Genomic DNA, 278 nt, shown 5'->3' with positions numbered 1-278 from the left:
CTTCAAGCCAGGAAATATAATTCCGTTCCCGCTCAAGCGCTTTTGTCAGCACGAGATAATGGCCGAAATCAGGAGAAGAAAATGAATCCGCCTCCGCGGACGATGTCAGCAGTTCTTGATAACTGTTTTCCAGATCGGACAATTTCTCCTGCCGCTTTACGAGCTGATCGGTGAATAGCTCATCCGCTTCTTCCTGCGTCAAAGCTGAGATGAAATAATCCTTCAGCATAAATTCATCCTTCACCGTTTCCGGAATCGGGTCTTTTTTCGTCAGCCAG

Annotated in this window: 1 protein-coding gene; it reads right to left on the bottom strand. The window is 47.1% G+C overall.

The genetic code is table 11. The annotated features are described in order from the left end of the window. Positions 1 to 278: virulence activator alpha C-terminal domain-containing protein (locus tag SB660_RS20060; protein WP_486304205.1), on the bottom strand; the 278-nt coding region annotated here is incomplete at both ends.

This window comes from Bacillus sp. SIMBA_005 (assembly GCF_046535585.1).
Classification (GTDB): domain Bacteria; phylum Bacillota; class Bacilli; order Bacillales; family Bacillaceae; genus Bacillus; species Bacillus pumilus.
Note: the sequence above shows the minus strand (reverse complement) of the source record. Positions and strands in the feature narration are given on the sequence as shown.